Consider the following 21,102-nt stretch of genomic DNA (forward strand, 5'->3'; position numbering starts at 1 on the left):
CGGGGTCCAGGGACTCAGCGGCCCGCGAGGCCGAGAACCGGGCGCAGGGCGTCGGGGCGTTGGTCCGTCGGCAGGTGGTCGACGAAGTGCACCGCGCAGCCGAGGTCCGCCGCGCCGCCGTCGGCCCGCCGGTCGTCGCCGACCATCAGGGTCTCCCGCGGATCGGCGCCGAGCGCCTCGCAGGCCAGCGCGAACAGGCGCGGGTCCGGCTTCTGGATGCCGTGCGCGTACGAGAGGACGTACGCGTCGACGTACGGGTCGAGGCCGTGCGCGCGGAAGACGGGCCGCGGATCCCACCCGATGTTGCTGACCACCGCGACGGGCACGCCCCGCTCCCGCAGGCCCGCGAGCACGTCCGCCGCGTCGTCGTACGGCCGCCAGGCCGCGGGCGTCATGTGGCGCTCGTACAGCGCGTCGTACAGGCCGGGGTCGGGCAGCGGCACCTCGCGGGCGAGGCCGGTGAACGCGGCGCGGTGCGAGGCGGCGTCGCGGTCGCGGGTGGCCCACAGGTCGGCGAGGTGACCTGGCACCGCCTCCGGCGGCGCCCCGCCCGGCAGCGCCCCCGCACGCTCCAGCGCCCGGGCCGTCCGCCCCAACTCGCCCTCGGGCAGCGTGAGTCCGGCGCGGTCGAGCACCGCGGCGAGCCAGGTCTCGGTCGATTCGACGCGGAAGAGCGTCCCGGAGAAGTCGAACAGCACAGCCTTCATCCGGGCGACCCTAGCGGGGCGCGCCCGAGGCCGTGAGGTCGGCGCCGCGCCTGCCGGGCCAGTACGCGTACGTCGCGACGGCGAGCGCCACCGTCACGGCGCCGAGCAGCCAGCCGCCCAGTACGTCCGACGGCCAGTGCACCCCGAGCCAGATGCGGGTCAGGCCGACGCCCACGACGGAGACCACGGCGAGGACCAGCGCCGCGCGCCACACGGCGGGCCGGACGTCGTACCTGCGCAGCAGCCATAGGAGCAGGCCGCAGACCACCGCCGCCGTCATCGCGTGCCCGGAGGGGAAGGCCGCGTAGTTCGCGGAGTCCACGGGGTCGGGCCACACCGGGCGCGGCCGGTCGACCGCCGCCTTGAGGGACTGCTGCACGGCCGAGCCCACCGCGCAGGTACCGGCGAGCCACAGGGCGAGCCACCACGCCCCGCGCAGCGCGAGCCACCCGCAGGCCACCGCGCACAGCGCCCGCATCGTCCAGGGGTCCCACACCCAGTCGGTGAGGACCCGGAAGGTCTGGGTGGTGTCGGGGTCGGAGACCGCCCAGCGGTGCGTCGTACGGGCGATGTCGCCGTCGAGGGTGAGCAGCGGACGCCACTTGAGCTCGACGAGGAGCAGCAGCAGGACGGACGGGACGCAGAGCAGCGCGGCGACGAGGGCGGCCCGGTGACCGGGGGGACGGGTGGGGGAGTCGAGTGGCGCGGGGTACATGAAGTGATCCTCGCCGACGGGGCGGGCCTTGGGCCATGCCGGGGAGGGGTGTGGCGGGGAACCGGGGTGCGCGTGCCAGGCCCCGCGACCGCGCCCCGATCCGCCGGACAGGCCCTAGCCCAGGGCCCGCAGGCCCGGGATGAAGGTCACCAGGAGCGGGATCACGGGCACCAGGGCCGCGGTCGCCGTCAGGCGCAGCCTGCGGCCCGCGGTGAGTCGCGGGCGGGCCGTGAGGAGCCGGTGCACGCGCTGCGGGACGTGCGCCTGAGGGGTGGGGCAGGGGCCGAACACGCCCCGGTCCTCGTTGAGTTCGACCAGGGCGAGGGCGATCGTCAGGCGGCCGAAACGGCGCGACGCCACGTCGTCCGCGGCCAGTTCGACCAGGCGGTGCATCTGATCGCGGAACGCCGCGAACACCCGTACCTGCGGGAATCCCGCGGCGAGCGCGCCGGAGCAGTGCAGGAGCCAGTCGTGCCTGGCCTGCGCGTGGCCCTGCTCGTGCGCGAGCACCGCGTCCAGCTGGCGGCCCTTGAGGCGGCGCAACGCGGCGGTGGTGATGACCAGTTGGGGCGCCTGACCGGGCAGCCACCAGGCGTCGGGACGCTCGCCCTCCAGGACGACGAGACGGTCGGCGCCGGGCTCCTCGCCGGGCAACAGCGGTGCGCGCTCCAGGAGTTCGGCCCGTCGCGTGGCGCGCCGGTTGCGCGCGAGCACGATCTCGCGGGTCAGCATCGCCGCGGTCCAGATGCCGCCGCAGGCCAGCACCACGGCGGTGGCCGCGGCCCAAGGTCCCGGAGCCTGCAACGCGTACGCCTCGACGACGGCGTGCGGCGCGGGGGCGAAGACGTGGCCGCGCACCGCCTGCCACGCGGCGGCGGCGCTCAAGGTCATCGAGAGCGCGCAGCAGAGCAGGACACCCGCCACCACGCACTGCCACGCCCACAGCGCGACCACCGGTTCGCGCTCCGGCCAGTCGGCCCGTGCGAGCATCCGCGGGGCGAGGAGGGCGGTCAGCGCGCCCAGCAGCAACAGCGCGACGGGGACCATCATGCCGCCAGCCTATGAGGGCCGGGCAGCCCGAGGGTATGGGCTGCCCGCGCAAGTGACGGACGCCACGGACGAAACGGGTGTGGAGCGGGCACGGGGCGGGTGTGGAACCGGTCTGGGGTGCGGGGAAGGGCTGGCCGGGCGGGTGTGGAGCGGGTTTGGGGCGCGGGGAAGGGCTGGCCGGGCGAGGGCCGCCGGAACGTTCCCGCGCCCGTGCCACGCTCTGCCGAGCGGCGTTCTCGCGCCTGCGCCACTCTCTGCCGAGCGGCGTTCTCGCGCCTGTGCCACGCTCTGCCGAGCGGCGTGCTCGCCGCCCGTGCCACGCTCTGCCGAGCGGCGTGCTCGCCGCCCGTGCCACGCTCTGCCGAGCGGCGTGCTCGCGCCTGTGCCACGCTCTGCCGAGCGGCGTGCTCGCCGCCCGTGCCACGCTCCGCCGGGGGGCGTTCTCGCGCCTGCGCCACTTTCTGCCGAGGGGCGTGCCTGAGCCCGCGCCTCTCTCCGCCGGGGGGGGGCGTTCTCGCGCCCGTGCCACCCTCCGCCGGGGGGCGTTCTCGCGCCCGCGCCACGCTCTGCCGAGGGGCGTCCCCGCGCCCGCGCCACGCTCTGCCGAGGGGTGTGCCCGCCGCCCGTGCCACGCTCCGCCGGGGGGGTGTTCTCGCGCCTGCGCCACTTTCTGCCGAGGGGCGTGCCTGAGCCCGCGCCTCTCTCCGTCGGGGTGTGCCCGCCGCCCGTGCCACGCTCCGCCGGGGGGGCGTTCTCGCGCCCGTGCCACCCTCCGCCGGGGGGCGTTCTCGCGCCCGCGCCACGCTCTGCCGAGGGGCGTCCCCGCGCCCGCGCCACTCTCCGCCGAGGGGCGTCCCCGTGCCCGCGCCACTCTCCGCCGAGGGGCGTCCCCGCGCCCGCGCCACCCTCCGCCGAGGGGCGTCCCCACCTCCCTCACCGCGCCCGCTTCAAACACCTGCGCGAGCTCGGATGCTCCTTCGGTGGCTCCTCACCCGTGCGGCCGAGTCGTGCGGGACGCCGGGGCCCTCCGACGCCGTAATGTCCCTGTGATGATCGAGACCATCGTGTTCGACGTGGGCGAGACCCTCACCAAAGACGACCGCCACTGGGCCTCCTGGGCCGACTGGCTCCAGGTGCCGCGCCACACCGTCTCCGCGCTCGTCGGAGCCGTGGTCGCGCGCGGCGGGAACGGCGCCGACGCCCTGCGCCTGATCAGCCCGGACATGGACATCGCCTCGGCCTATCACGCACGCGAGGCGGCGGGCCGCGGCGAGCACCTCGACGAGACCGACCTCTACCCGGACGTGCGTCCGGCCCTGGGCGGTCTGCAGAAGCTCGGCCTCCGCGTCGTCGTCGCGGGCAACCAGACCTCGCGCGCCGCCGAACTCCTCCGCGACCTCGACCTGCCCGCCGACCTCGTCGTCACATCGGGTGACTGGGGCGTGGCCAAGCCGGACCCCGCCTTCTTCGCGCGCGTGCTCGAGGTGTCCCAGGCGGGTCCGCGCGAAACGCTCTACGTGGGCGACCACCCGGCCGACGACATCTTCCCCGCGCGCCAGGCAGGACTGCGCACGGCACACATCCGCAGGGGCCCCTGGGGTCACTTGTGGGCGAACGACGAGGCCGTGGCGGAGGCCGCGGACTGGCAGATCGACAGCCTCACCTCGCTGGCCTCGCTGATCGCGCGCTGAAGAGCCCGGGCGCCGAAGAGCAGGGATACCGAGGGGCCCCGTCCCTAGAGGGTCAGCAGCATCGCCAGCATCCCCATCCCCATGGACAACCGGCAGGCGAGGGCCAGTTCGGGACGGTCGGCCCAGCCGAGCGGCACGGGGGGCGGGCCCGCCGGGGCGGCGGCGGTGCGGGCCGGGGCCAGGCGGGTGCCGGAGCGCAGCACGTACACGGCGAAGTAGACGAGGAACACACCGGTCAGGACGGGCGCCCCCGAACTGCCGTGGCCCGCGTGCGCCATGGGCGTCATGGTCATCGCGACGGACATGTAGACCATGGCGAACGCGCCGATCAGATGGTGCAGATGATGGCGGCCGGTGCGGGCGGACCACAGGGCCCGCAGGGCCGCGGCGCCGAACACCGCCGCGTAGGCGAGCCAGACCCAGCGGGGTGGTGACACGACCGCGGCGGGCACCGCCATCAGGGCCATGGCGAACCCCATGAGCGCCTCGCCGCCCGCGGTGCGGCGCTGTTCCTCGATCCGGCTGCGCATCCGCAGCAGACAGTAGGCCCCGGTCGCCGCGCACAGCGTGACGAGCAGCCAGCCGGCCTGCACCGGTCCGTGCACCGCGCACCTCCCCAGTCGACGGTGTCCGTCGGGTCGATGCCCGGGTCCGCGGGGCCGTACGCGAGCGCACGGGGGTGCACCGGGAGCACAAGGGGAGCGGGCAGGGGCGTCGCGGTGCGAGGCGGGGGAGTGGCGCGAGGTGGGGGACGTGGTGCGCGGTGGGGCGTCGTGCGCCGAAAATGATTCGCAGGTAAAACACTTGCTAAGGTTCTGGGTATGAGCAGTGCACCGCCCTCCCCGATCCGCCCCGTACGCGTCCGCCGACTCCCGCTCGCCGGTGTGCTGCGCCCGGGCAGGCCGTCCGACATCTGGTTCAAGCCCGCCTCCAGCGTGGCCGTCGCCACCGCGATACCGAACCTGACGCTGCTCGCCATCGGGCGGCTCGACCTCGTGATGTACACGATGGCCGGAACGTTCTGCGCGCTGTACGCCCACAACCTCCCCTACGCCGCCCGGGCGAGGGCGCTCGTCTGGGTCGTCCTGGGGATGGCCGCGAGCATCGGCGTCGCGCTGGTCACCGCGTCGCTGACCGGGGCCGCCGTCGTCCTCGTCGCGGTCGGCGCGGTGCTCGCCGCCGTACAGAAGACGCTCTGCGACGCCACCCGCATCGGGCCGCCCGGGCACCTGATCTTCACCTTCATCAGCTCGGCGAGCCTCTTCGCGCCGCAGCGCATCGGCCAGGTCCCCGGGCATCTCGCGCTGACCCTCGCCGGGGGCGCCGTGGCCTGGCTCGTCTGCATGGCGCCCGCCCTGGTGCGTCCGCACGGACCCGAGCGCAGGGCCACCGCCCGCGCCCTTGGCGCCGCGGCCGCCTACGCCGACGCCGCGCGCGCCGATGACGCCACCGGACCCGCCACCGAGCGGGCCCGCGCCGCCGCGGCAGGTGCCGTGCACGCCGCCTGGCAGTCGCTGCTCGCCGCGGGATCGCCCGGTGCTGCCCGGCGCGCCCTGGCACGCCTCGTCGTCCGCGCCGACGAGACCCTCGCGGTGCCCGCCGCCGCGGACACCGTCGAGCTGCGCGCCTGGGCCGCCGGGCTGCGCGGCACCGGCGCCGTCCCGCGCCCCCGTGACGTACGGCAAGGGGAGCGCGACGAGCTGCTCGGTGTCGACGTCGAACTCGCCGGGCCGCGCACGCCGCTGTGGCGGCGGCTCGCCCCGGGCTCCCCGCTGCTGCCCATCGCGCTGCGCACCGCGGTCGGCTGCGCGCTCGCCGGATACGCCTCGCTCGCGCTCGGCATCGGGCGTCCCTACTGGGCCCTCGTCACTGCCGCGTCCCTCTATCAGGCGAACGTCACGCTCACCTGGAACCGCGGTGTGCAGCGGGTGGTCGGCAGCCTCGTGGGCGTCCTCGCCTTCGCCGCCGTCGCGCCGTTCGCGCATCTGGGCCACGCCGAGCTGATCGTCAGCTGTCTCGCCCTCGCCTTCTGCGCGGAGGCGCTGATGGGCCGCAACTACTGGCTGGGCACGGTGTGCGTGACGCCGATGGCGCTGCTCGTCACCGAGTTCGCGAGGTTCCAGCAGCCCGGCGAACTGATGGTCGACCGCGTGGTGGACACCCTGGTGGGCGCGGTGCTCGGCATCCTCGCCGCCGTCGCCGTCACCAACCGGCGCGCGGGCGACCAGATCGAGCGGGCCATCGACACGGCGACGCGCGCCAGGGAGCGGGCCGAGGCCTCGCTCACGGGCACGGAACCACTCGAACCCGCGCGCCGCCGCCTCACCGCGGCCCTCGTCGAGCTGCGCGCCGCGGCCGACGCGGCGGCCGGTGAATGGTGGCAGCGGGCCCTGCCCGAACAGCGGGTGGTCGACGCCGAGCGCGCCGGACACCGTACGCTCGCGGCGACGGTCCGACGACGGAGCGGTGAGAACGGTCAGGGGACGCGACCCCGTGCGGGCGTCGCGGACGCCTGGGAGGGCGCACGAGCATGACAGAAGAGAACGGTCCGGTGGCGGGCCTCGGTGGGGACACCGTGGCCGCGGTGGTGCGGCAGTGGCACACGGTGCGCCCCGACATCGACACCGGGCCGATGGAGGTGATCGGCCGCATCAACCGCTGTGCGGCCCTCCTGCAACAGGCCGAGGACGCCCCGCTGCGCCGCGCGGGGCTGACCCGCGCCGAGTTCGACCTGCTCGGCGCGCTGCGCCGCACCGGGCACGAGCTGACCCCCGGTGAGCTGGCCCGCGAGACCTTCTCCTCCGGTGCCGCGGTCACCAAACGGCTCAAGCAGCTCCAGGAGCGCGCACTGGTCGACCGCAGGACCGACGCCCGCGACCGCCGCGTCGCGCACGTCGGACTCACCGACGCGGGACGCGACCTGGTCGACGCGCTGCTTCCCGAGCAACTCGCGTACGAGACGGTGGTGCTCTCCGTGCTTGACACGGCTGGACAGGGCCAACTGAGCTCGCTGCTCGGCGAGTTGCTCGGGCAGCTCGAAGGGCGTCTCGGAGTGCGCAGGATCTGAGTACGTCCGCGGTCATCGCCCCTCCACGGTGGCTCGTTCGGTGCGGGGCGACCAAGATCTGATGGTTGACCGGGGGCTCAACGTGGCGGCAGAGTCAGGGAGTTCAACTGGTCTGACCAGCTGACCGGTCGGTGGGCCCGAACGGATCCGACGGTCGACGGCGCGGTCAGCCGGACGACTTGGAGGTTCTCCATGGCCACCGCACCCCCGGCCCTCCCCGCCGTAGACACCGACGCCGCGATCGCCTTCACCCGGGACCTGGTGCGGCTGCGCACCGTGAACGCGGCGGGAGCCACCGAGGTCGAGCGGCCCGCGGCCCTCCTCGTGCAGCGCCTCTTCGACGCGTTCGGCTGGACGTACGACGTCGTGGAGGTCGCGCCGGGGCGCCCCAACACCGTCGCCGTGGTCGAGGGCGGCGGGGGCGCCGGGCCCACCCTCATGTTCGAGGGGCACATCGACGTCGTCACCGAGGGCGACGCGGCCGACTGGAGCGTCGACCCGTACGGCGCGGAGATCCGGGACGGCAGGCTGTGGGGGCGGGGCTCCGCCGACATGAAGTCCGGCGTCGCCGCCATGATCTACGCCGTACGCGCCCTGCAGCTCGCCGGGCCCTTCCCCGGCCGCGTCGTCGTCGGCGTGCTCTGCGACGAGGAAGGCCTGATGCTCGGCGCGAAGGCGTTCGCCGCGTCCCCGCTGGCGCGCACCGTCGACGGCGTCATCGTGTGCGAGCCCGAGGGGTACGAGGTGTGCACCTCGGCGCGCGGCGGGATCAGGCTCAGGATCGACCTGCACGGCGTCATGGCGCACGGCGCGATGCCGCAGGAGGCCAGGAGCCCCATCGTGGCCGGAGCCCGCGTCGTCGACGCGCTCGCCGACGTCCAGGAGTGGGCCCAGGCGCGCTACGGCGCGCATCCGCGCGCGGGCCGCGTCACGGTCACCCCGACCGTGCTGCTCGGCGGCGACCCCGACCAGCTCAACGTCATCCCCGCGCACGGCGTCGTCGGCGTCGACGTGCGCACCCACCCCGGCACCGACCACGCCGAACTCATCGACCGGGTGCGGGAATCGGCGCTGCGGGCGGCCGCGGGCGTCGGCGTGGACGTCGCCCTGACCGTCGTCGACGACCGGCCCGCCGTCGAGATCGCCGACGACCACCCCGTGGTGACCGCGCTGGTCGACGCGCACCGCCAAGTGCACGGCGAGGACCCGCCGTTCGGCGCCGTGCCGGGCACCACGGACGGCACGATCCTCACCCGCGACGCGGGGCTCCCCACCGTCGTCTACGGTCCCGGCGGCAAGTGGATCGCCCACCAGAAGGACGAGTACGTCGAGGTGCGCGAGATCGCTGAGTACACGCGCGTGTACGCGGCGGCCGCCCGCGCCTTCCTCACCGGAGCCGGAGCCGGAGCCGGAGCCGGAGCCGGTACCGGAGCCGGAGGCGCCCGATGACGTACCCCGAAGGGCTCCCCGTAGGCGACGGATGGGTCCCCGCGCCCGGCACGGCCGCGGTCACCTTCCCCTACGACGGCGCAGAGATCGGGCGCGCCCCGGTCGGCGACGCGGCGCTCGCGCGGCGCGCCGTCGAGCACGCGGACGCGCTGCGCAAACGGGTCGGAGCGCTGCCCGCCCACACCCGGCGCCGGGTGCTCGTCGAGGTCGCGGACGGCCTCGCGGACGCGCTGCCCGACCTGGTCGACCTGCTCGTCCTGGAGACCGGCAAGCCGCGCGTGGACTGCGACGTCGAGATGCGGCGGGCCGTGGCCACCTGGCAGGCGGCGGCCGACGAGGTGGCCCATCTGCACGGTGAGACCGTGCCGTTGGACATCCAGCCGTCCGGGGAGGGCCTCTTCGGGTTCTGGACGCGGCGGCCCATCGGCGTCGTCGTCGGCATCGCCGGATTCAACTACCCCGTCCTGCTGGCCTCCCACAAGATCGCGCCCGCCCTCGCCGCGGGCTGCCCCGTCATCGTCAAACCGGCGCCCGCGACCCCGCTCGCCACGCTGCGGCTCGTGCACCTGGTGCGTGAGCGGCTCGCCGCCGCGGGCGTGCCCGCGGGAACCGTCCAACTGGTCACCGGGGACGCGGAAGTCGGCAGCGCCCTCGTCACCCACCCGCGCGTCGCCGCGGTCTCCTTCACCGGCTCGGCGGCCGTCGGCCACCGCATCGCGCGTGCCGCCGCGCCCCGCAGGACCGTCCTGGAACTGGGCTCCAACGCCGCGCTCGTGGTCGCGGCCGACGCCGATCTGGACGCGGCGGCCGACGCCGTACTGCGCGGCGGCTACTACGCGTCGGGGCAGGCGTGCATCGCCGTGCAGCGGGTCGTCGCCGTCGACGCGGTCGCCGACGAACTGGAGAAGCGGATCGCGCGGCGGCTGCCCGAGGTGACCGTGGGCGACCCGAGGGACCCGGCGACACGGGTCTCCGCGCTCATCGACGAGGCGGCCACCGAGCGGGTCATCGACTGGATCGCGCGGGCCAGGGCGGCCGGTGCCCGCCTGGTGCACGGCGGCACCCGCGCGGGCCGCTGCGTGGTGCCGACGCTGCTCGCCGGGGTGCCCGACGACGAACCCGCCTGGGCCGAGGAGATCTTCGGCCCGGTCGTCTGCCTGCGCGCGGTGCCTGATCTGACCGCCGCGTACGACCTGGTGAACGCGGGCCGCTACGGCCTGCACGCCGCGGTGTTCACGCGTGCCCTGGACACCGCGTTCCGCGCCGTGGAAGAGCTGGAGGCGGGCGGCGTCGTGATCAACGAAGTGCCCGGCTACCGCAGCGACATCGCGCCGTACGGCGGGGTCAAGGACTCGGGCAGCGGCCGCGAGGGACCGCGCTTCGCGATCGAGGAACTGACGGTGACACGGATGGCGGTCGTCCGGCCGTGAGCGGCGGGCCCGTGAGTGAGGGAGGCGGCAGCACCATGGACATGGAGTACGCCACGTACAGGGATCTGTTCCGGCTGGACGGGCGGCGCGTCGCGGTCGTGGGCGGAGCCGGAGGCATCGGGCGCGAGGCCGTGCGGGCACTGGTCGCCCAGGGCGCCGATGTGGTCGTCGCCGACCGGGACGAGGCGGGGGCGGCGGAGACGGTGCGCCTGGCGACGCAGGGGGCGGGCGGGGTCGGGGCACAGGAGCCCGGCCGCCGGGGCGGCGCTGTCGCGCAGGTGCTCGACGTCCTCGATCCCGACGCCGTGCGGGCGGCGGCCGCCGGGTGGGAGCCGCTCGACGGGCTCGTCGTCACCGTCGGCGTCAACATCCGCAAGCGCATCGCCGATTACCGCCTCGACGAATTCGACCGCGTCGTCGCGCTCAACCTGCGGTCCTACCTCACCCTCATCCAGGCGGTCGCCCCCGGCATGGCCGGGCGCGGGCGCGGTAGCGTCGTCGGATTCGCGTCGATGCGGGCGTTCCAGGTCGAGCCGGGGCAGGGTGCCTACGCGGCGGCCAAGGCGGGTCTCATCCAGCTCCTGCGGACCGCGGCCGCCGAGTGGGGGCCGCACGGGGTGCGGTTCAACGCGATCGCGCCCGGCGTAGTGCGGACCCCGCTGACCGACCAGATCGCCGCCGACCCCGCCTGGTTCGACGCGTACGCCCAGGCGTCCGCGCTCAAACGGTGGGCGCGGCCCGACGAGATCGCCGGAGCCGTCGCCTATCTCGTCTCCGACGCGGCGACCTTCGTCACCGGCAGCGTGCTGAGCGTCGACGGCGGCTGGACGGCGGTCGACGGACGCTACGACCCGCCCCTGTGACGACTGACCGGTACGACCCGAGAAGGAGCAGCATGTCCCGCACGGAGAACCGCGAGGCGACGACCACGGAGTACTCCGTTCCGGGGCTCGCCGAGCCCGTGGAGATCCTGATCGACGCGTGGGGCGTCCCGCATCTGTACGCCGCGTCCCAGGACGACCTGTTCCTCGCCCAGGGCTTCAACGCGGCCCGCGACCGGCTCTTCCAGCTGGACCTGTGGCGGCGACGCGGACTCGGCCTGCTCGCCGAGGTGTTGGGGGAGTCGTACGTCGAACACGACCGGGCCGCACGCCTCTTCCTCTACCGCGGGGACATGGGGGAGGAGTGGCGCGCGTACGGCGACGACACGGAGCGCATCACGACCGCGTTCGTGAACGGCGTCAACGCCTACGTCGCGCTCTGCCGCGAAGAACCGGACCAAAGCCCTCCGGAGTTCGGCCTGTTGGAGTACGAGCCCGCCTACTGGGAGCCCTCCGACGTGGCCCGCATCCGCAGCCACGGACTGCGGTACAACCTCCACGACGAGGTCGCCCGCGCCCTCACGCTGCGCGACCACGGCACGGAAGTGGAGGAGCTGCGCCGACGCCGCGACCCCGCCCCGCACCGGGTGCGCGTCCCCGAGGGCCTCGACCTCACCGTCATCCCCGACGACGTACTGCGCGTCTACACCCTGGCGACCACCCCGCCCTGGGCCGCGGACAGCACACCCCGGCAGGGCCTGGACGGCTCCAACAACTGGGTCATCGCGCCCTCCCGCACCGCCACGGGCCGCCCGCTGCTCGCCAACGACCCGCACCGCGCGATCACCCTGCCCGCGCTGCGCTACCTCGCGCACCTCTCGGCGCCCGGCATCGACGTCATCGGGGCGGGCGAGCCCGCGCTGCCCGGCATCTCCATCGGCCACAACGGCCACCTCGCGTTCGGCCTGACCATCTTCCCGATCGACCAGGAGGACCTGTACGTCTACCGCACCGACCCGGAAGAGCCGCACGCGTACTGGTACCAGGGGCGCTGGGAGCCGATGACGCCGGTCACCGAGGAGATCCCGGTGCGCGGCGGCGACCCCGTCACCGTCGAGCTGTGGTTCACCCGGCACGGCCCGGTGATCCGCGAACACCCCGAACGCGACGCGGCGTTCGCGGTCCGCGCCGCCTGGCTCGGCCCCGGCATGGCCCCCTACCTCGGCAGCGTGGACTACATGCGGGCCCGCGACCCCGACGCCTTCGTCGCCGCGCTGCGCCGCTGGGGCGCACCCGGCGAGAACCAGGTGTACGCCGCCCCCGACGGCACCATCGGCTGGCGCCCGGCGGGCCGGGTCCCCGTGCGCAGGGGCTGGGACGGCACGCTGCCGGTGCCGGGTGACGGGCGGTACGAATGGGACGGTTTCCTCGACATCGACGAGCTGCCGTCGGTGCGTGACCCCGAGCGCGGCTGGTTCGCCACGGCCAACGAGATGAACCTGCCGCCCGACCATCCGCACGACAGCGCGACGGTCACCTACGACTGGTACGCCCCGACCCGGCGCGACCGCATCGGCGAGGAGCTGGCCGCGCGCTCGGGCTGGACGGTCGAGGACTGCGTACGGCTGCAGACGGACCAGCTCAGCCTGCCCGCGCGCCGGGTGCGGGAGTTCCTCGCGGCGGCGCGCGGCACGGACGGCGAACCGCTCGCCGCCCCCGTCGCCGCCGCGCTCGATCTGCTCGTCGACTGGGACGCGCGCCTGACGGCGGACTCGGCGGCGGCCGCGCTCTTCGAGGTCTGGTACCGGCGCCACTTGCGGCCCGCGCTGCTGCGCCGGGCGCTCGACGGAATCGACGGGCTTGACGGAATCGACGGGATCGACGGGCTCACCGGCGAAGGGGCCGACTCCGAAGAACGGTCCGACCGCGCGGGATCCGCGCGTGCCCTCGCGCGGATCCTGCCCGTGGAGGACGTCGCCGCCGATCCACGCATCGACCTGGACCTGCTCGCCGCCGACCCCGACCCGGCACTGCTGCGCGCCACCCTGGCCACCGCGTTCGGCGAGGTCTCCGGGCTGCTCGGCCCCGACCCCGCGGGCTGGTCGTGGGGCGCGCTGCTCCACGCGCACCCGCGACACCCCGTCGCCGCCCTGCTCGACGGGCGCCCCGTGCCCGACTGGGCGTCCGTCGGGCCCCTGCCGCGCGGCGGCAGCGCCGACACGGTGGGCGCCGCGGCGTACGGCAGCGGCTTTCGCCAGACGACCGGCGCCACCTTCCGACTCGTCGTCGACGTCGGCTCCTGGGACGACTCGGTGGCGATGAACTCACCGGGACAGTCCGGCGATCCGGCCAGCGCGCACTACGCCGACCTCTTCGACGCGTGGGCCGCCGACGCCGCCTTCCCCCTGCTCTACTCGCGCGGGCAGGTGGCGAAGCACACGGCGGCCACCATCACCCTCAGGCCGCCCGGAGGCTCACGCTGACTCCACCCGCTCGCTGATCTCCTCCGGCGACAGATAGGCGTCCGTCATCTCGAACCCCTTGAGCGTGGCCGGGCGTTGGGCCTGGAAGCCGGTGCGCACGTAGTCGTCGCCCGCGACCGCGTTGAGCCCCCAGTTGGCGGCCGTGCGGAAGCGGGCGGTCAGGGTGCGCAGCGCCCCCAAGTGGTAGCCGCGCGCCACCACTTGGGCGGGCAGGCCGGTCAACTGCACGCCCAGCGGCTTCGACACGGCCTGGCTGCCGCCCAGGTCGACGACGAGGCCCAGGTCCTTGTGCCGGTAGTCGGCGAGCGGGAAGCCGCGCAGCGCCCCGGTGACGTTCTTGGCGGCGGCCCAGCCCTGGCGCATCGCGTGCTGCGCGGTGGGCGGGCAGATCGCTTCGCCGCCCTTGACGACGTCCGGCACGGCCGCCGCGTCGCCGAGCGCGAACACGCCGTCGAGCCCGGGGACCGTCAGATCGGGCCGCACCACGAGCCGTCCGCGGTTCGTCTCGGCGCCGAGCGTCGCGATGAGCGGGCTGGGCGCGACCCCGGCGGTCCAGATCAGGGTGCGGCAGGGCAGGACGCGGTCGTCGGTGAGGGTCACCGTGTCCTCGGTCACCTTCGCCACGGACACGCCGAGGGAGACGTGCACGCCCCGGCGCTGCATGATGGCCATCGCCTTGTCGCCGAGCCGCGGGCCGAGCTCGGGCATCAACTTCGGGGCCACGTCCACGAGATGCCACTTGATCAGGGACGGGTCGAGGCCCCGGTAGCGCTTCACGGCGGCGCTCGTCAGACGCTGCAGGTACGCGGCCGTCTCCGTACCGGCGTACCCGCCGCCCACCACGACGAACTGCAGCCGCTGCTCCCGCTCCTCCTGGTGCGAGCTCGCGGCGGCCAGGTCGAGCTGGGAGATGACGTGGTCGCGGATCCAGGCGGCCTCGGCGAGCGTCTTGACGCCCACCGCGTGGCGGTCGACCCCGGGGATGTCGAACTGCCGCGTGACGCTGCCGGGGGTCAGGACCAGGTAGTCGTAGCGCTCGACGACCTCCTCACCGTTGATCTTGCGGACGACCACGGCCTTGGCCTTGGTGTCGACGCCGACCGCGCCGCCGGGCACGATCACCGTGCGGCGCAGCATCCGGCGCAGCGGCACGGCGACCGACTGCGGGGTGAGCACCCCGGCGGCCACGTGGGGGAGCAGCGGGAGGTAGAGCTGGTGGTCCATGGGGCTGATGAGCCGCAGCTCCGCCTCGTGGGACGAGAGTTTCCTCTCCAGCTTGTGGGCGCACTCCATGCCGGCGAATCCGCCGCCGACGATGAGGATCCGGGGGGCTGCCATGTGATGTCTCTCCTGAGCTGTGGGAGATCGACTTCAGGGCTGTGGGAGACCTTCTGTGGACCGTACCTGTGGCCTTGTACCCCCGCATTCCGGATGGATTGGTGGTGTGACGTGGTTCACATCCTGGGGGCCCGTGCTACCCGACGGGCCTGCGGGCCAGGAACTGCGTGCCCGCCGCCTCGTGCCCGTTCATCGTCGAGACGGTAATCCGGCGGTCGTCGACCACGTCGAACCCGTCGAGCAGGGAGCGCAGCCGGTGCTCGGTGTGATGGCGGCAGACCGCGCCGTCGCTCGTCTCGAAGACCCCGTAGGCGCCGTAGCGCTCGGCGAAGCGGTCGTACCGCTCGCGGTTGCGCGCGTCGTCCTGGAGGAGCAGGTCGCTGACGCAGAGCAGGCCGCCGGGCCTCAGGACCCGGCGCAGTTCGGCGATCAGCCCGTGCTGGGCGGCGTCCCGGGGCACGCAGGTGAGGACCGCGAAGAGGACGACCACGTCGACGCTCGCGTCGGGTCGGTCAAGGGCCGGGGGCGCGTCGAGGACGGCGAACCGCATCGAGGGGTGCAGGTCACGGGCCCGGGAGAGCATCGCGGGTGAGGTGTCCACACCGGAGAGGTCCCCGAAGCCCAGCTGTGCCAGGGCCGCCATGGTCCGGCCGTAGCCACAGCCGTAGTCCAGGACCGCCGCGTCGCGGGGCACGTCCGCGAGCCACGGGGCGTGGAGGGGGTGCGTGAACGTCTTCGTCGGTGCGGCGGCGTCCCAGTAAGGGGTCTGGCTGTCGAGGTCGGACATGGCGGCTGCCTCCCACTACGGCTCGGCGACGGGCCCATGCTGCCACGCGGGGCCCCGGGCGGTAGCGGGCTCGGCCCCCGCGTGGTCAGATCCCCGGGCGGTAGCGGATCGGATGGTCCTCGGGCACCTCGACGAGCACGATCCGGCAGCCGTCCGGGTCCGTGATCCACATTTCGATCAGGCCCCACGGCTCCCGCACCGGTTTCCGCACCACCTCGACGCCGCGCTCCGTGAGCTCCTCGTGCGCCGCCCGCACGTCCGCGACCTGGAGCCAGAGCTGGAGGGCGGGGGACGGCGGGGTGTCGGAGCGGCCCGAGACCTCCAGGAAGCCGCCGCCGAGGAAGTAGACCGTGCCGCGTTCGGGGCCCGTGCCGAACTCGCGGTACACGGCGAGGCCGAGGGCGTCGCCGTAGAAGGCGCGCGAGCGCTCCGGGTCGGTGGGACGGAGAAGGATCCTGCTGCTCAGTACATGCACCATGCGGCCGCACCTTAGTGGCGCGTTAGGCTCGGCGGAGCCGCACGTTGCGCCAGATCGGAGAACAGCGCCATGGACACCGCCCCGCGTCCCCACCCCGCCGAGCTCACCTTCCGCGATGCCACCCTCGCCGATGTCGACGCACTCGTCGCGCTCGTCGAGTCGGCGTACCGAGGGGACTCCAGCCGCACGGGATGGACCACGGAGGCGGACATCCTGGAGGGGCAGCGCACCGACCCGCAGGAGGTCGCCGAGGTCATCGAGTCGCCGGTGAGCCGCCTGATGATCGTCGAGCACGAGGGCGCCATCGCCGCCTGCTGCCAGCTCCAGGACCGCGGCGACCACGCCTACTTCGGCATGTTCGCGGTGAGCCCCGCCCTGCAGGGCGCGGGCCTCGGCAAGACGATCATCACCGAGGCGGAGCGCGTCGCGCGGACCACCTGGGGCGCCCGCGCGATGCACATGACCGTGCTCACCGCGCGCGAGGACCTCATCGCCTGGTACGTGCGGCGGGGCTACCGCCGTACGGGAAAGACGACGCCCTTCCCGTACGGCAACGAGCGCTTCGGCCTTCCGCAGCGGGACGACCTGGAGTTCGAACTCCTCGTCAAGGAACTCGACTGAGCGCGGGCGGCACCGGGCGGTTCACGCGGTGAAGCGTCCGGTCCGCTTGATCTCCGGGTAGTCGGTGGTCGCACCGTCCAACTGCAGCGCGCGCACCAGACGCAGGTCGTCCTGCGTGTTCACGACCCAGCCGATGATCCGCAGGTCGGCCTTCCTCGCGTGCTCGACGATCTCGAGGGTCAATCGCCGGATGTTCAGGACCAGCGTGGTGGCGCCGACGGCGGTGGCGCGCTGCACGACGTCGGTGCCGTAGCGGCTGGCGACGAGCGCGGTGCGCACCCCGGGCACCAGTCGGGCGATCTCGGCGATCGCCTCGTCGTGGAAGGAGATGACTTCCACCCGGGAGACCAGATCGCGGCTGTGCATGACGTCGGCGAGGGCGCGCGCGGCCGCGACGTCCTTGATCTCGGCCTGCAACGGCGCCTGCACGGCGTCGAGCACCTCTTCGAAGACGGGGATGCGCTCGCCGCGCCCCGCATCGAGTTCCCGCAGTTCGGAGAGGGTCTTCTCGGCGATGGGCCCCTTGCCGTCGGTCGTCCTGCTCACGTCGGCGTCGTGCATGACGACGAGGGCGCCGTCCTTGCTCAGGTGCAGGTCGAGCTCGATGAGGTCCAGGCCCGCGGCTTGCGCGGCGATGAAGGAACGGAGGGTGTTCTCGGGCTCGACGCCCATGACCCCGCGATGACCGATGGTGAGGAGGTTCAAGGTCCACTCGCTTCCGTCGACGGCGGCTCGGCGGCCGTACGGCGAGGACGGATGAGCCGCGCGGCTGTCGCAGCCTAACGGCCCGCCTCCGTGCGGGAACCTGCCGGACGGGGGTCGGTGGAGTCGTCCGTTCTGGTTCCCGCGATGCCGAGGACGAGTCCGGCGATCAGGGCGGCGACAAGAACGGCGCGGGTGCTCACGGGCGCGTTGCTCCCTAGGGCGGGGACGGCTGACCCGGTCCGTCCTACCGCCGCGGGCACCACCGGGGCGAGCCGCTTCACCCGGGGGTGGGCGAGTCCTCCACGGGTTGACCGGCTCCGGCAGTGCCCGGACCGGCGGTCCCTCCATCCGGTGGGCCCGCCTCGTCGAGATCGGCCAGCATCGCCTCCGCGAGCTCGACCTCCGACTCCAGGCGCCGCACGCTCCAGCGCAGCGCGATGTGCGCATGGGACCAGGCCTCGGTGCCCTCCGCGCGGGCCAGCGCGTCCCGCGCCTCCTCGAGGTCGCCCCGCGTCTGCGCGATGTGCTCGGCGACGAGGGTCCGCAGGTGGTCGGGGGCCGTGAGGTGACCGAGCCAGACCCGCAGCAGCAGCGGGTGCTTGAGGACCGGCGGGCCCGCGTCCCCCGCGCCGCCCGCCCAGGCGGCGAGGGCGGCGCGGCCCTGTTCCGTGATCGCGTACGAACGCTTCGCGCGCGGCTCCTCGGGTCCCGAGCGGCGCGAGGTGGCGTGGCCGAGCGCTTCGAGGCGGCGCAGCTCGGCGTAGATCTGGCTGATGGCGGGCGACCAGTAGAAGAAGCGGAGGGAGGCGTCCGCCCACTTTTTGAGCTCGTAGCCGGTCCGCTCCCCGGGGAAGGAGAGCAGACCGAGTACGGCCCAGGCGGTCGGCGGCAGCCCGTCGCCCGGAGGGACTTCATGCCGCGGTGGTGTGGTTCGACGGGCTGTCATACGCCGCATTGAAGTGAACGGCCCGCTCCGTACGCAAGGGGCCGCGGGCTACAGGCCGTAGCGTGCGGCGGCCTCCCGCACCGTCTCCGGCTTGACCTCGCCGCGGCGGGCGAGGGACGCCAGGGCGGCGACCACGACCGAGGGCGCGTCGACGCCGAAGTGGCGGCGGGCGTTCTCGCGGCTGTCGGAGAGGCCGTAGCCGTCCGTGCCGATCGAGGTCCAGTCCTGCTCGACCCACGGCCTGATCTGGTCGGGCACGGCACGCATCCAGTCGCTCACCGCGACCACGGGCCCGGGGGCGCCCGCGAGGGCCCGGGTGACGTACGGGACCCGGTCGCTCGCGCCCGTGTCGTGGGAGGCGGCGGCGAGGTTCGCGGCGTCGCAGTCCAGTGCGTCGCGGCGGAGTTCGGTCCAGGACGGTGCCGACCAGACGTCGGCCGCGACGCCCCAGTCCTCGGTGAGCAGCCGCTGTGCCTCAAGAGCCCAGTGGATGGCCGTGCCGGAGGCCAGGAGCTGCAGGCGCGGGGCGTCGGCGGGTGCGGCATCGGCCGCCCGGTAGCGGTACAGGCCGCGCCGGATGCCCTCCGCGACGTCGTCGCCCGGCGGCATCGGCGGCTGGACCTTCGTCTCGTTGTAGACGGTGAGGTAGTAGAAGACGTCCTCGGCGTCGGGCCCGAACATCCTGCGCAGGCCGTCCTCGACGATCACCGCGACCTCGTAGGCGAACGCCGGGTCGTAGCTGATGGCGGCCGGATTGGTCGAGGCGATCAGATGCGAGTGCCCGTCGGCGTGCTGGAGACCCTCGCCCGTCATCGTCGTACGCCCCGCCGTGGCCCCGATGACGAAGCCGCGGCCCAACTGGTCGCCCAGCGCCCAGAACTGATCGGCCGTCCGCTGCCAGCCGAACATCGAGTAGAAGATGTAGAACGGGATCATCGGCTCGGCGTGGGTCGCGTACGACGTCGCCGCCGCGGTCAGCGAGGCCAGCGAACCGGCCTCCGTGATGCCCTCGTTGAGGATCTGGCCGTCGCGCGCCTCCTTGTAGTAGAGGAGCTGGTCGCGGTCGACGGGGTCGTAGGTCTGGCCGAGCGGCGAGTAGATGCCCGCGGACGGGAACAGCGACTCCATGCCGAACGTGCGCGCCTCGTCGGGCACGATGGGCACCCAGCGCCCGCCGGTCTCCTTGTCCCGCATCAGCTCCTTGACCAGCCGGACGAACGCCATGGTGGTGGCGATCTCCTGGCTCCCCGAGCCCTTCTTCAGCGCCGCGAACGCCTTGTCGGCGACGGCGGATCCGGTGGCGGGCAGCGGCTTGGCGACGACCTTGCGGGCCGGGGCGGGGCCGCCGAGCGCCGCGCGCCGTTCGAGCAGATAGGCCAGCTCGGGGGAGTTCTCGCCGGGATGCGCGTACGGCACCAGGTCGTCGGTCAACGCGCTGTCGGGGATGGGAAGTTCGAGCAGGTCGCGCATCGCGCGGAACTCCTTGCCCGAGAGCTTCTTCATCTGGTGGTTGGCGTTGCGCGACTCGAAGCCGGGGCCGAGCGTCCAGCCCTTGACCGTCTGGATCAGGACGACCGTGGGCGCGCCCCGGTGTTCCACCGCGGCGCGGTAGGCGGCGTACACCTTGCGGGGCTCGTGGCCGCCGCGCGAGGTGCCGACGATCTCCGCGAGGCGCGCGTCGGTGAGCCGGTCGGCCAGCGGGCGCAGCGCGGGGTCCGCGCCGAGGAGGTGCTCGCGGACGTACGCGCCGTCGCGGGCGGCGAACGTCTGGAACTGCCCGTCCGGGATCCGCCCCAACTGTCGTACGAGTGCCCCGTCGGTGTCCTGGGCGAGCAGCTCGTCCCAGGCCGAGCCCCACAGGGACTTGACCACGTTCCAGCCCGCGGCGCGGAACTGCCGCTCCAGCTCCTGCACGATCTTGAAGTTGCCGCGCACCGGGCCGTCCAGGCGCTGCAGATTGCAGTTGATGACGAAGGTGAGGTTGTCGAGCTTCTCGCGGGAGGCGAGCGCGAGGGCCGCGGTCGCCTCAGGCTCGTCCATCTCGCCGTCGCCGAGGAACGCCCAGACGTGCGAGGCGGAGGTGTCCTTGATGCCGCGGTGCTCCAGGTAGCGGTTGAACCGCGCCTGGTAGATGGCGGAGAGCGGGCCGAGGCCCATCGACACGGTGGGGAACTCCCACAGCCAGGGCAGCCGCCTCGGGTGCGGGTAGGAGGGCAGTCCGGCGCCGCCCGCCTCCTGCCGGAAGCGGTCCAACTGGCCCTCGGTCAGGCGTCCTTCGAGGAAGGCGCGGGCGTAGATGCCGGGGGATGCGTGGCCCTGGACGTAGAGCTGGTCGCCCGAGTGGTCGGCCTCCTTGCCGCGGAAGAAGTGCTGGAAGCCCACTTCGTAGAGCCAGGCGGCCGAGGCGAAGGTGGCCATGTGGCCGCCGAGCCCGCCGCGTTGGTTGCCGCGCGTCACCATCGCGGCCGCGTTCCAGCGGTTCCACGCGGCGATGCGGGCCTCCATCGCCTCGTCACCGGGGAAGTCCGGTTCGGCGGCGGTGGGGATGGTGTTGACGTAGGGCGTCTCCAGCAGGGGCGGGAGGTCGATCCCGGTCTGCAGGGCGTGCTCGGCGAGGCGGCGCAGCAGGTGGGCCGCGCGGTCGGCGCCCCCGAACCGGACGGCGCCGTCCAGGGACGCGCGCCATTCGGCGACCTCGGTCGGGTCCTGGTCGGGCAGTTGGTCGAGCTGGGACACGGGTGATCCCCTTTCGCGTACACGCGAGTTCCGCGCGAGTTCCGTGATGTGGAACATCGGTTCCGTATGGCGAATCTA

At 74.0% G+C, this 21,102-nt stretch carries 19 protein-coding genes; 8 read left to right on the forward strand and 11 right to left on the reverse strand.

From position 1 onward, the window contains the following. Positions 1-14: 14 nt before the first annotated feature. From CP970_RS38085 to CP970_RS38095, 3 genes are all read right to left on the reverse strand, one after another. Positions 15-707, reverse strand: a complete 693-nt coding sequence (locus tag CP970_RS38085; protein WP_055549441.1) for an HAD family hydrolase — start codon at positions 705-707, stop codon at positions 15-17. 10 nt (positions 708-717) lie between these two features. Then, positions 718-1,422, reverse strand: a complete 705-nt coding sequence (locus CP970_RS38090; protein WP_150494509.1) for a phosphatase PAP2 family protein — start codon at positions 1,420-1,422, stop codon at positions 718-720. A 114-nt stretch (positions 1,423-1,536) separates the two neighbouring features. Next, complete coding sequence (locus CP970_RS38095) at positions 1,537-2,472, reverse strand: M56 family metallopeptidase (protein WP_150494510.1); 936 nt, start codon at positions 2,470-2,472, stop codon at positions 1,537-1,539. 1,049 nt (positions 2,473-3,521) lie between these two features. Between CP970_RS38095 and CP970_RS38100 the strand changes: the two genes are divergently transcribed. Beyond that, entirely contained in the window at positions 3,522-4,163 is a 642-nt protein-coding gene (locus tag CP970_RS38100) for an HAD family hydrolase (protein ID WP_191095004.1), read from the forward strand. A gap of 44 nt (positions 4,164-4,207) precedes the next feature. Here CP970_RS38100 and CP970_RS38105 read toward each other — a convergent pair whose 3' ends face one another. Further along, positions 4,208-4,768, reverse strand: coding sequence for a DUF5134 domain-containing protein (locus CP970_RS38105; RefSeq protein ID WP_150494512.1), 561 nt, complete (start codon positions 4,766-4,768; stop codon positions 4,208-4,210). Positions 4,769-4,984: 216 nt separating this feature from the next. Between CP970_RS38105 and CP970_RS38110 the strand changes: the two genes are divergently transcribed. From CP970_RS38110 to CP970_RS38135, 6 genes are all read left to right on the forward strand, one after another. Continuing rightward, positions 4,985-6,697: an FUSC family protein gene (locus CP970_RS38110; protein WP_055550697.1), complete on the forward strand. Its 1,713-nt coding sequence runs from the start codon at positions 4,985-4,987 to the stop codon at positions 6,695-6,697. Next, entirely contained in the window at positions 6,694-7,230 is a 537-nt protein-coding gene (locus CP970_RS38115) for a MarR family winged helix-turn-helix transcriptional regulator (RefSeq protein WP_055550695.1), read from the forward strand. The genes CP970_RS38110 and CP970_RS38115 overlap by 4 nt, the downstream gene beginning before the upstream one ends. A gap of 192 nt (positions 7,231-7,422) precedes the next feature. Beyond that, positions 7,423-8,679: a M20 family metallopeptidase gene (locus CP970_RS38120; RefSeq protein WP_055550693.1), complete on the forward strand. Its 1,257-nt coding sequence runs from the start codon at positions 7,423-7,425 to the stop codon at positions 8,677-8,679. Beyond that, a complete protein-coding gene (locus CP970_RS38125) occupies positions 8,676-10,109 on the forward strand; it encodes an aldehyde dehydrogenase family protein (RefSeq protein WP_055550691.1) in 1,434 nt (477 codons plus the stop codon). The genes CP970_RS38120 and CP970_RS38125 overlap by 4 nt, the downstream gene beginning before the upstream one ends. Positions 10,110-10,144: 35 nt before the next feature. After that, on the forward strand, positions 10,145-10,972 hold the full coding sequence (locus CP970_RS38130; RefSeq protein ID WP_224058944.1) for an SDR family NAD(P)-dependent oxidoreductase: 828 nt from the start codon (positions 10,145-10,147) through the stop codon (positions 10,970-10,972). A gap of 32 nt (positions 10,973-11,004) precedes the next feature. Beyond that, positions 11,005-13,413 (forward strand): penicillin acylase family protein, encoded by a 2,409-nt coding sequence (locus tag CP970_RS38135; protein ID WP_055549100.1) that lies wholly within the window; start codon positions 11,005-11,007, stop codon positions 13,411-13,413. Here CP970_RS38135 and CP970_RS38140 read toward each other — a convergent pair. The 3 genes from CP970_RS38140 to CP970_RS38150 form a co-directional block, all read right to left on the reverse strand. Beyond that, entirely contained in the window at positions 13,405-14,751 is a 1,347-nt protein-coding gene (locus CP970_RS38140) for an NAD(P)/FAD-dependent oxidoreductase (RefSeq protein ID WP_055549102.1), read from the reverse strand. The genes CP970_RS38135 and CP970_RS38140 overlap by 9 nt on opposite strands. A gap of 136 nt (positions 14,752-14,887) precedes the next feature. Continuing rightward, entirely contained in the window at positions 14,888-15,538 is a 651-nt protein-coding gene (locus tag CP970_RS38145) for a class I SAM-dependent methyltransferase (RefSeq protein WP_055549105.1), read from the reverse strand. Positions 15,539-15,623: 85 nt separating this feature from the next. After that, entirely contained in the window at positions 15,624-16,016 is a 393-nt protein-coding gene (locus CP970_RS38150; protein ID WP_055549106.1) for a VOC family protein, read from the reverse strand. A 69-nt stretch (positions 16,017-16,085) separates the two neighbouring features. Between CP970_RS38150 and CP970_RS38155 the strand changes: the two genes are divergently transcribed. Further along, complete coding sequence (locus CP970_RS38155) at positions 16,086-16,637, forward strand: GNAT family N-acetyltransferase (RefSeq protein ID WP_055549108.1); 552 nt, start codon at positions 16,086-16,088, stop codon at positions 16,635-16,637. Between the two features lie 21 nt (positions 16,638-16,658). Here CP970_RS38155 and CP970_RS38160 read toward each other — a convergent pair whose 3' ends face one another. The 4 genes from CP970_RS38160 to aceE form a co-directional block, all read right to left on the reverse strand. After that, positions 16,659-17,342, reverse strand: coding sequence for a glycerophosphodiester phosphodiesterase (locus CP970_RS38160; RefSeq protein WP_055549110.1), 684 nt, complete (start codon positions 17,340-17,342; stop codon positions 16,659-16,661). A gap of 74 nt (positions 17,343-17,416) precedes the next feature. Further along, complete coding sequence (locus CP970_RS45620; protein WP_263406806.1) at positions 17,417-17,542, reverse strand: hypothetical protein; 126 nt, start codon at positions 17,540-17,542, stop codon at positions 17,417-17,419. Positions 17,543-17,619: 77 nt separating this feature from the next. Next, a complete protein-coding gene (locus CP970_RS38165) occupies positions 17,620-18,288 on the reverse strand; it encodes a PadR family transcriptional regulator (protein ID WP_079043625.1) in 669 nt (222 codons plus the stop codon). Positions 18,289-18,336: 48 nt separating this feature from the next. Continuing rightward, positions 18,337-21,081, reverse strand: a complete 2,745-nt coding sequence (gene aceE / locus CP970_RS38170) for a pyruvate dehydrogenase (acetyl-transferring), homodimeric type (protein WP_055549112.1) — start codon at positions 21,079-21,081, stop codon at positions 18,337-18,339. Positions 21,082-21,102: the final 21 nt, after the last annotated feature.

This window comes from Streptomyces kanamyceticus (genome assembly GCF_008704495.1).
GTDB classification, from domain to species: Bacteria; Actinomycetota; Actinomycetes; order Streptomycetales; family Streptomycetaceae; genus Streptomyces; species Streptomyces kanamyceticus.

What these genes read in the sequence shown, in the direction of transcription:
- CP970_RS38085 (WP_055549441.1), bottom strand. Translation starts at nt 707, where the DNA reads ATGAAGGCTGTGCTGTTCGACTTCTCCGGGACGCTCTTCCGCGTCGAA.
- CP970_RS38090 (WP_150494509.1), bottom strand. Translation starts at nt 1,422, where the DNA reads ATGTACCCCGCGCCACTCGACTCCCCCACCCGTCCCCCCGGTCACCGG.
- CP970_RS38095 (WP_150494510.1), bottom strand. Translation starts at nt 2,472, where the DNA reads ATGATGGTCCCCGTCGCGCTGTTGCTGCTGGGCGCGCTGACCGCCCTC.
- CP970_RS38100 (WP_191095004.1), top strand. Translation starts at nt 3,522, where the DNA reads ATGATCGAGACCATCGTGTTCGACGTGGGCGAGACCCTCACCAAAGAC.
- CP970_RS38110 (WP_055550697.1), top strand. Translation starts at nt 4,985, where the DNA reads ATGAGCAGTGCACCGCCCTCCCCGATCCGCCCCGTACGCGTCCGCCGA.
- CP970_RS38115 (WP_055550695.1), top strand. Translation starts at nt 6,694, where the DNA reads ATGACAGAAGAGAACGGTCCGGTGGCGGGCCTCGGTGGGGACACCGTG.
- CP970_RS38120 (WP_055550693.1), top strand. Translation starts at nt 7,423, where the DNA reads ATGGCCACCGCACCCCCGGCCCTCCCCGCCGTAGACACCGACGCCGCG.
- CP970_RS38125 (WP_055550691.1), top strand. Translation starts at nt 8,676, where the DNA reads ATGACGTACCCCGAAGGGCTCCCCGTAGGCGACGGATGGGTCCCCGCG.
- CP970_RS38130 (WP_224058944.1), top strand. Translation starts at nt 10,145, where the DNA reads ATGGACATGGAGTACGCCACGTACAGGGATCTGTTCCGGCTGGACGGG.
- CP970_RS38135 (WP_055549100.1), top strand. Translation starts at nt 11,005, where the DNA reads ATGTCCCGCACGGAGAACCGCGAGGCGACGACCACGGAGTACTCCGTT.
- CP970_RS38140 (WP_055549102.1), bottom strand. Translation starts at nt 14,751, where the DNA reads ATGGCAGCCCCCCGGATCCTCATCGTCGGCGGCGGATTCGCCGGCATG.
- CP970_RS38145 (WP_055549105.1), bottom strand. Translation starts at nt 15,538, where the DNA reads ATGTCCGACCTCGACAGCCAGACCCCTTACTGGGACGCCGCCGCACCG.
- CP970_RS38150 (WP_055549106.1), bottom strand. Translation starts at nt 16,016, where the DNA reads ATGGTGCATGTACTGAGCAGCAGGATCCTTCTCCGTCCCACCGACCCG.
- CP970_RS38155 (WP_055549108.1), top strand. Translation starts at nt 16,086, where the DNA reads ATGGACACCGCCCCGCGTCCCCACCCCGCCGAGCTCACCTTCCGCGAT.
- CP970_RS38165 (WP_079043625.1), bottom strand. Translation starts at nt 18,288, where the DNA reads ATGACAGCCCGTCGAACCACACCACCGCGGCATGAAGTCCCTCCGGGC.
- aceE (WP_055549112.1), bottom strand. Translation starts at nt 21,081, where the DNA reads ATGTTCCACATCACGGAACTCGCGCGGAACTCGCGTGTACGCGAAAGG.